At 29.9% G+C, this 9,030-nt stretch carries 5 protein-coding genes and 1 pseudogene; all 6 read left to right on the top strand.

Translation table 11 applies throughout. The annotated features are described in order from the left end of the window. A pseudogene (locus L8V77_RS07525) lies at positions 1-172 on the top strand (methyl-accepting chemotaxis protein); the annotation flags it as partial. Positions 173-570: 398 nt separating this feature from the next. Beyond that, the gene (locus L8V77_RS07530) at positions 571-1,983 is read left to right on the top strand and encodes an aspartate ammonia-lyase (protein ID WP_263664325.1); all 1,413 of its coding nucleotides are present in this window, start codon (positions 571-573) and stop codon (positions 1,981-1,983) included. A gap of 18 nt (positions 1,984-2,001) precedes the next feature. Next, positions 2,002-3,336, top strand: a complete 1,335-nt coding sequence (locus L8V77_RS07535; protein ID WP_263664326.1) for an anaerobic C4-dicarboxylate transporter — start codon at positions 2,002-2,004, stop codon at positions 3,334-3,336. A 93-nt stretch (positions 3,337-3,429) separates the two neighbouring features. Next, entirely contained in the window at positions 3,430-4,773 is a 1,344-nt protein-coding gene (locus L8V77_RS07540; protein ID WP_263707385.1) for a TrkH family potassium uptake protein, read from the top strand. Further along, positions 4,770-5,411 (top strand): potassium channel family protein, encoded by a 642-nt coding sequence (locus L8V77_RS07545; protein WP_263664328.1) that lies wholly within the window; start codon positions 4,770-4,772, stop codon positions 5,409-5,411. Before L8V77_RS07540 ends, L8V77_RS07545 begins: the two co-directional genes overlap by 4 nt. Before the next feature lie 634 nt (positions 5,412-6,045). After that, the coding region (locus L8V77_RS07550) for an inverse autotransporter beta domain-containing protein (protein ID WP_263707386.1) at positions 6,046-9,030 on the top strand (2,985 nt) is incomplete at its 3' end.

Consider the following 9,030-nt stretch of genomic DNA (forward strand, 5'->3'; position numbering starts at 1 on the left):
AAGTATTAAAGAGCAAACTACAGGTATTACTCAAATAAATGATGCTGTAGCTCAAATTGATCATGTAACCCAAGAGAATTTAAAAATAGCTAATGATAGTGCTATAGTAGCTGATAATGTAAATAAAATAGCTAGTGATATCTTAGAGGATGCTAGAAAGAAAAAGTTTTAAATAATTAACTAAACCCTTAATGGGTTTAGTTTGATATAAAGGTGGGTTGATTAGTAAGCTAATTAGCTTAATAAGAATTTCAAATTTAATTTCTTCAAATTTAATCTATCAATTTCATAATCTTTTTGTCTTTTGTGGAATTTTAAAATTATACAAAAAGTAAATATAAATTTTTAAAAAATAAACAATGAAAGCAATAATAAACACTACAAACATCAAATACCTACCAAAAAAGCATTATATTTATAAAATGAATATCAATATTCTAATTTATTTTATATATTTTTATTGATTTTTGATAAATTCAGAAAAATTTATGAAACTTTTATAAAAAATTGTTATATAATACTCATTAAGTTTATAAACAAAACTTAAATAAAACCCACAAGGAGTACATCATGGGAACAAGAAAAGAACACGACTTTATTGGCGAGTTGGAAATTTCTGACGAGGTTTATTATGGAGTGCAAACTTTTAGAGCACTAGAAAACTTCCATATGAGTGGCAGAAGATTACAAGATTATCCTTATTTTGTAAAAGCTTTCGCTCAAGTTAAAAAAGCAGCTGCTCTTGCTAACAAAGAAGTTGGGGTTCTTGATGCTGACAAAGCTGATGCTATTGCTAAAGCTTGCGATAGATTGATTGCTGGTGAATTTTTAGATCAATTCGTAGTAGATATGATCCAAGGTGGTGCTGGTACTAGTACAAACATGAACACCAACGAAGTTATCACTAATATCGCTCTTGAAAGTATGGGACACAAAAAAGGTGAGTACCAATATCTTCATCCAAATGATCATACAAACTTAGGTCAATCTACAAATGATACTTATCCAAGTTCAATCAAAGTAGCTACCTATGCAAAACTTACTGATCTTTTAAAAGCTATGGAACTTTTAAAAACTGAATTAGAAGCTAAAGCTAAAGAATACAAAGATATCATTAAAATGGGTAGAACAGAGCTTGAAGATGCGGTTCCTACTACTTTAGGAAATACTTTCAACGCTTTTGCTAGCTATATTAAAAGTGATATTGAAAAAATCACAGCAGCTCGTGAGTCAATGAGTTATTTAAATCTTGGTGCAACAGCTATTGGTACAGGAATTAACTGCCACCCTGATTACAAATTTGTGGTTGAGAAAAAATTAAAAGAAATTACTGGTGTTGAATTTAAACCAGCTGAAGATTTTATCGCTGCTACTCAAGACACAGCTGACTTTGTACACGTAAGTGGCGCGTTAAAAACTGCAGCAGTGAGATTATCTAAAATTGCAAACGACTTAAGATTAATGAATTCAGGCCCAAGATGCGGTTTAGGTGAAATTAATCTACCAAAAATGCAACCAGGTAGCTCTATCATGCCAGGTAAAGTAAATCCAGTAATTTGTGAAGCAGTAGGTGAAGCTTGCTATGAAGTTATAGGAAATGATGTTACTATTATGCTTTGCTCTGAAAGAGGAGAATTTGAACTTAATGCATTTGAACCAGGTATTGCTTATGGATTATTTAACTCTATAGTATTACTTGAAAATGCAATGAAATCTCTAGCTGAAAAAGCTGTAAGAGGCTTAACAGCAAATCCTGAAGCATGCAAACAATCTGTACTTAACTCAATCGGTATTGTTACAGCATTTAATCCTGTTTTAGGATATGAAAAATCTGCAAGTATTGCTAAAGAGGCTTTAGAAACTGGTAAAGCAGTTGGCGATATTTGTCTTGAAAGAGGATATCTTCCAAAAGAAGAAATTGAAAGAATTTTAACACCAGAAAATATGTTAAATCCTCATATGACAGAGAAAAGAAAAGCTTAATAACTTAGGAGTTTAATCATGGATATTATGATTATTTTACAACTTGTTGTCTTTCTTGGGGCAATATTCATAGGTATCCGCCTCGGTGGCATAGCAATAGGCTATGCCGGAGGTCTGGGTGTTGTTATTTTAGGTCTTGTTTTAGGTATGAAACCAGGTAATATTCCTTGGGATGTTATCTTAATCATTGCTGCAGCAATTGCTGCGATTTCTGCTATGCAACAAGCAGGTGGTTTGGATTATATGGTAAAAGTTACCGAAAGAATTTTACGTAAACATCCAAGATTTATCAATTACCTTGCACCAGCTTGCGGTTGGTTACTTACTATTTTAGCAGGTACAGGTAATGCGGTATTTTCATTAATGCCTGTTGTTATTGATGTTGCAAAATCACAAAATATCAAACCATCAGCCCCACTTTCATTAATGGTTGTTGCTTCACAAATTGGTATTACAGCTTCTCCAGTTAGTGCTGCTGTTGTTTATATGACTGGCGTATTAGAACCACTTGGTTGGAATTACCCTGCATTAATTGGTATTTGGATTGTAACTACTTTTGCTGCTTGTATGATTACAGCTTTCATTGTAAGCTTAATCACTCCAATGGATCTTAGCAAAGACCCTGTATATCAAGAACGCTTAAAAGCTGGTCTTGTAAAAAGTGCTTCTGATGTTTTACAAAGCGAAGACAAACCAGGTGCAAAACTTTCAGTTGCTATTTTCTTATTCACAGTATTAGCGGTTGTTCTTTATGCTACAGCAATTTCTAATAATATCAAATGGATTGATCCAGTAGTTATTCCAAGAGATGCTGCAATTATGAGTTTCTTATTAACAGCTGCAACTTTAATTACAATCTTTTGTAAAGTTGAACCTGCAAAAATTTTAGATACAAGTGTATTTAAATCAGGTATGACAGCTTGTGTATGTGTATTTGGTGTTGCTTGGCTTGGAAATACTTTCGTTGCAGGTCATGAGGCAGGTATTAAAGAAGTAGCAGGTGAATGGGTTAAACAAACTCCAGCTATGCTTGCAGTTGCATTCTTCTTTGCTAGTATGCTTTTATACTCTCAAGCAGCTACTGCAAAAGCTATTGTTCCAGTTATCATTGCTGCATTAGGAATTTCAGCTACAAATCCTGCAGATTCTTATATGCTCGTTGCTTGTTTTGCTGCTGTTTCAGCACTTTTCGTTCTTCCAACTTACCCTACTTTATTAGGTGCAGTTCAAATGGATGACACAGGCACAACAAGAATAGGAAAATTCATATTTAACCACGCATTCTTTATCCCTGGTGTATTAGCTATAGTTATAGCTGTTGCTCTAGGTTTCTTAGCAGTAGGAATGCTTTAATACTTCAACTTTCCACTTAAAATGTGGAAAGTTCTCTTTTTACTTATTAACCAATTTTAAGTAGAATGTTTTTTTAATTTTAAAGAATCAAAAATGACAAAATTAACTTTAGATAGAAAAAATATAAGAATTTTATTTATAGGTTATATCCTAGTTGCACTTTTTGGCACCTTTATTCTAATGCTTCCTATTATGCACACTAAGCCCATATCTTTTCTAGATGCATTTTTTACCAGTGCTTCAGCTGTAAGCATGACAGGACTTATTGTATTAAACACCTCATTAGATTTTAGCTTTTATGGACAACTTGTTATTTTATTGCTTATTCAAATAGGTGGCTTAGGTTATATGAGTATAGCTATGGCTTTATATATTTTAGTACGCAAAAAGATGAGTTTTGGAGAAAAAAATCTTTTAAGAGAATCTTTGATCTATCCTGAAGCCGATGGCCTTGTAGGATTTTTAAAAAAGGTTTTATTTTTTGTATTTGCTATTGAGCTTTTAGGTGCTTTATTGTTATTTTTAAGATTTAAGCTTGATATGAATTTAAGTGAAGCTCTATGGGCTAGTGTTTTTCACTCTATTTCTGCTTTTAATAATGCAGGATTTAGTATATTTGAAAGTGGCCTAATGCCTTATAGAGATGATTTTTGGATTAATTTTGTTATCACCTCTTTAATTATCATTGGAGGTTTGGGGTATTTTGTATTACTAGAATTATACTTTTTTTCTAAAAAGCGTTTTGCAAGCTTAAGTTTACATACAAAACTTGTTTTAATTTCTACTGTTATATTGATTGTTTTTGCAAGCTTAGTAGTCTTTTTATTTGAATACCATAATCCAAAAAGCATAGGAGAATTTTCACTTTTTGATAAAATTATGAGTGCATATTTTACAGCGGTAAATTACCGAACCGCAGGGTTTAATACTCTTGATCTTAGCACCTTTAAAGATGCAAGCTTGTTTTTTGGATCTTTATTTATGATTGTAGGTGGTGCACCTGGTGGAACAGCTGGGGGTATTAAGGTAACTACAATTGCTGTATTGCTAATCTATGCTTATTGGAGTATCAAAGATAGTAATGCAAGAATTTTCAACTTTGAAATTCCTACAGAAACTATCAATAAGGCTTTTATTATAGCAGTAAGTTCTATTGTATATATCATCACTTGTGTGTTAATTTTATCCTTAATTGAAGGTGATAAAAGCTTTTTGCCCTTGCTTTTTGAAACAAGCTCAGCGTTTGCCACAGTAGGAGTTTCAGTGGGAGATGGTGGGACTTTATCACTTAGTGCACTTTTTAACTCTGAAAGTAAATTACTTATCATATTGTTAATGCTTAGTGGTAGAGTGGGTGTGCTTGCATTTTTATTTAGTATATTTTTCAAAGAAAAAGAAAAATATTTGAATTATCCAAAAGGAAAGATAATATTATGAAAAAAGAAACTTATGGCATTATAGGACTTGGAAGGTTTGGTTCAGTTTTAGCAAAAGAGCTTATTGATCAAGGTAAAAGAGTTATTGTTTCTGATATTGATGAAGAAGCGGTTAAGGAATTACAAGATCATGCAGATTTTGCTTATATTTTAGATTCTACTCATACTATAGCCTTAAAAGAAGCAGGTTATGCAAATGCTGATGTTGTCATACTTAGCATAGGTGAAAATTTAGAATCAAGCATACTCACTTTCATGGCTTTAAAAGAAATAGGAGTAAAAAATATCATTGCCAAGGCAAACTCTTCAACACATGGGCAAATTCTTTCAAAACTTGGGGTTAATAAAGTCATCTATCCTGAAAAAGAATCAGCAAAGCGTTTGGCTAAAATTCTTATCACTAATCCAAATTTTGAGATCATAGATCTTTCAGCCAATACTATCAAAGTAGCAAAACTTTTAGTGGATGAAAACTTAGCAGGAAAAACTTTGCAATCTATTGGTCAAAACTTAAAAGTCATTGCACACAAACAGCATGATACTTGGAGTATTATGCCAAATTTAGAAACTACCGCTTATTTGAATGATATACTAATGCTACTTGGCACCCAAGAAGAATTAAATCAATATGAATATTAATAAAAATTTAAAGCTTATTTTTAAGCTTTAAATTTACACTTAAACCACCTTTCATCTTCCATTAAACATTCTATATATTATTTTACCTATTACCTAATTTATAAAAATACATAAACTATAATTAAATATATTTTTTTAATAAGTTATTTTAAGATTATAACAACTATTATCAAATTTATATAAAAACACTATATTATAATTATTTAAATAGTATAATAAGATATTTATACTCTTTATTTATTACTATATATAAGATTAGTATTTATGCTTTATATACCAAATATAATAAATACAATTTATATTCTTATATAAATACTATTTTTTCATATCTACAAATACATTAAACAATATAATAAAGTGTAAATATAAAAGATATAAAAGCCTATTAGTCCATTATCTTAAAAAAGTAAATAAAAGTAATTTTTGATGTTATGTAAATAATAATAAATCTATATGTATTTTTTTAATAAAAAATAAAAGTAATTTTGATTATAGTTTATAAATAATTATTATATTTGATAGTTTTTTGGCTATTATTCAATATTTTTATAATTTTTTTATCACTTTTGTATTTTTTGTGTTATCATATTCTCATCACAGATAAAAATTAAATGTAGGTTATGGGGGGGGGGATATGAAAAAAACACTTTTACTTGTTTTACTCATTCACACTTTTCTTTTTTCTCAAATAATGATTTTAAAAAATCAAGATAAAATCATTATAGACAACAATCAAACTCTTGCGGTTAATAGCTTAAGTCAAGCTAAAGATCATAACAATATTGATCTAAAAGTTAAAAAGCTATTAGAAGAAAAACCAAAGAAAGATTCTAATCTTAGTAAAGAAGATGAAGAATTATCTAATAAGGTTATTAATGTTATTCAAACTATTGGTGATGCTTATAATGCAGAAGATGGCAAAGAAAGAGAAGAAATCGTTAGAGATTTAGCAAGCAATTATTTAAGCTTACAAGCTAATACTTTAATCCAAGAATATTTACATGCTCTTAATCACTCCATTAATAGTGAGTTTAATCTAAACTATAATGACAGAGGTGGTTTAAGTGGTAATGCTAAAGTTCTTTTACCTATTATGAGTGAAGATAATCCAAAAATGTCTTACTTTTTGCAAAGCGGTATAGGTGGATATGATAATAATAAAATCATAGGTCACTTTGGTGGTGGTATAAGATATTATCCTAATGCACTAGCATTAAATAATTCAGGAAATATCATGCTAGGATTAAACTTAGTTTATGATCATGATTTTAGTAGAGAACATAAAAGAATGTCTTTGGGCTTTGAAAGTATGTTAGATACATTAGCTTTCCATGCTAATGTTTATCAAAGACTAAGTGATTGGATTAATAGTTATGATTTTAAAAATACTAATAATGATCTAACTTTTTTAGAGCGTCCTGCTAATGGTTGGGATATGGGTATTAAATATGCTTTTCCTTCTATGAGTAATGTAGCTATTTTTGCTAATATGAGTAAGTGGTATGGAGAAAAAGTAGCTCCATTTGGCAATGTAAGCTGCTTTGAAGATTTAGAAAAAAATCCTTTAGTGTATGAAGGAGGTATTACTTATTCACCTTATCCAGCATTAACTTTTTCATTAAGCCATAAAAGAAGTAATGAAAGTGATAAACAAGGCACAAATATAGCTATGAATTTTAATATACCTTTAGATAAAGATGCCCTCAAACATGCTTTTGATCCTAAATTTGCAGGTATAAATAATACCATTGAAGGCTCTAGAACCAATTTTATAGATAGAGATTATTCTATGGTGCTTGAGTATAAAGCCATTAATAATGCTTATCATATTTCTTATTGTGGAAATTTAGGGGATAATACTCATTGTATTATGCTAAAAAATGGTTTTAACCAAGCAGTTAAAAATGTTGCTATGAGTGTAACTCCTGAACAAAAAAGTGTAATCTTAAAGAATGGAAATCATTATATTACTGATGGTAATGGAAAGGTTTTTGTAAAAATAATCCATGCTTATGGAATCCATCAAACCAATTTAATTGCTAAAGCAGGGAATGCTCAAGAAAGTTTCCCTATTACTATCATAGCTCCAAAAGAAGACTTTAGGATATTTGCCAAACCTTCTAATATACAAAGACATGAAAAATCTATAATCACATTTGCAGGAAGTGATTTAGCAAGTGATTTAGATATAAATTGGAAATTAATTGGTAAAGGAAGTTTGGAAAAAACTCCAAATTCAGATAAAACTGATAAAGATGGAAATTCAAATATCATCTATAAGCCTGATGCAAACATGAAAGATAAAGAAAAAGCAACAATCATTGCTAATGTATTAGGAGTTACTTTAAAAGCCTTTGTTCAAATAGCAATTTATGGAGATAATGATATTATCTTAGATAAAACCACTATAGGTAATAAAGAAAAAGCTCATGCAGGTTATAAAAACTTAAAAGCTAATTCTACAAAAGTTAAATGGAGCATACAAGGAGATAATGCTTTATTTATTGATAAAGATAAAACTACTAAAGAGCTTAATTTAATAGCTGATGAAAAAGGTGAGAGTAATGTAGAAATCATAGGACTTAGTGGAAATGAAAAAGTAAAAATCATTGCTAAGAATATGAGCGATGAATTAGTAAAAGAAAGAAGTAAAGATTTAGAGATTAAAAATTATACAGCTACTATGGAGCTTCCTACTGGAAAAGATCCTGTGACTCATCAAGACTTTGAAAAAGGAATGATTGATTATAAAAGCGACTTTGAAGTAAAACTTAAAGGTTTAATACCAAAAACAAAAGTTTTATGGAAAGCTAAAGATATACAAAGCAATAAGACTTTAAGAATTAGTAGCGATAAAGAAAGCACAGCCGATGATAAAGGTGAGAGTAAGGTAGTATTTGAAGGAGTAAAAGATTTTAATATTAAAAGATTACAAATCATTGCTACTTATCATCAAAGCACAGCTAGTACTCAAGAAGTAAGTGGAGAGATCAAACTCCACCAATATACTCCAAGCATTAATTTTAGCAAAGATAAAATCCATGCTTATGAAAGTGAAAACATCAAAGCTTTAAAAGATCCAAAACTTGATCATGTAGAAGTAACTTTAAAAGGTGGCAAGCCTAATGAAAAAATAACATGGAATATAAAAGGGGATGCTAGTTTAAGCAATCAAGAAGCAGTATTTAATGCTAATGGCGAAGCTAAAGCAACCATTACTTCTAAAGATCCATTTAAAGCTAATCCTATCATTAGTGTAAATACTATGGGTAAAGATTTAAGTAAAGAATTGCCTTATGAATCTAAAACCTATACTCCTAAAATAGAATATCCGAGCTTTAAAGCTCAAGCAAAAACTATAGATTATATAGATGATTTTAGCATTAAAGTAAGTGGCTTATTACCAAATTCCACTATTGATAAAATTACTGGAAGTAATGGAGTAAAAGCTAAAAAAGACAGCTTTAATGTTAATGAAAATGGTGAAGCTGTTTTAGAGTTTAGTAGTATTGGTGATTTTAGTGTTAAAGAAACTAATATAAGTTTTTATTATGTCGAGCATGTTGGAGAACAAAAAGTAGAATTTAAATTAGATCCTATTAGGTTTTTTGAGTATAAA

Origin of the sequence: Campylobacter sp. IFREMER_LSEM_CL2127, from assembly GCF_025771745.1 — a bacterium.
Classification (GTDB): Bacteria; Campylobacterota; Campylobacteria; order Campylobacterales; family Campylobacteraceae; genus Campylobacter_D.

Excerpts from the sequence above, each read along its gene's own strand:
- L8V77_RS07540 (WP_263707385.1), top strand. The coding sequence starts at position 3,430 with ATGACAAAATTAACTTTAGATAGAAAAAATATAAGAATTTTATTTATA.
- L8V77_RS07535 (WP_263664326.1), top strand. The coding sequence starts at position 2,002 with ATGGATATTATGATTATTTTACAACTTGTTGTCTTTCTTGGGGCAATA.
- L8V77_RS07545 (WP_263664328.1), top strand. The coding sequence starts at position 4,770 with ATGAAAAAAGAAACTTATGGCATTATAGGACTTGGAAGGTTTGGTTCA.
- L8V77_RS07530 (WP_263664325.1), top strand. The coding sequence starts at position 571 with ATGGGAACAAGAAAAGAACACGACTTTATTGGCGAGTTGGAAATTTCT.